At 59.1% G+C, this 254-nt stretch carries 1 protein-coding gene; it reads right to left on the reverse strand.

Translation table 11 applies throughout. The features are described 5' to 3' along the window. On the reverse strand, nt 1-254 hold a 254-nt coding region (locus HWY45_RS36475), incomplete at both ends, for a hypothetical protein (RefSeq protein WP_208450116.1).

A 254-nucleotide genomic window follows, 5' to 3' on the forward strand; every position in this document is an offset into this window, starting at 1 on the left:
TCCGTCGCTTCGCTGTCGACGTCCACGTCGACGGGTATCTCGACGGCTACCAGCTCGATCACTTCGCTGTCCACGTCGACTTCGACGGGTATCAGTTCGCTCTCGACTGGTTTGAGTTCGACCGATAGCTCCGTCGCTTCGCTGTCGACGTCCACGTCGACGGGTATCTCGACGGCTACCAGCTCGATCACTTCGCTGTCCACGTCGACTTCGACGGGTATCAGTTCGCTCTCGACTGGTTTGAGTTCGACCGA

The sequence above is a fragment of the Burkholderia stagnalis genome (assembly GCF_902830275.1).
GTDB classification, from domain to species: Bacteria; Pseudomonadota; Gammaproteobacteria; order Burkholderiales; family Burkholderiaceae; genus Burkholderia; species Burkholderia stagnalis.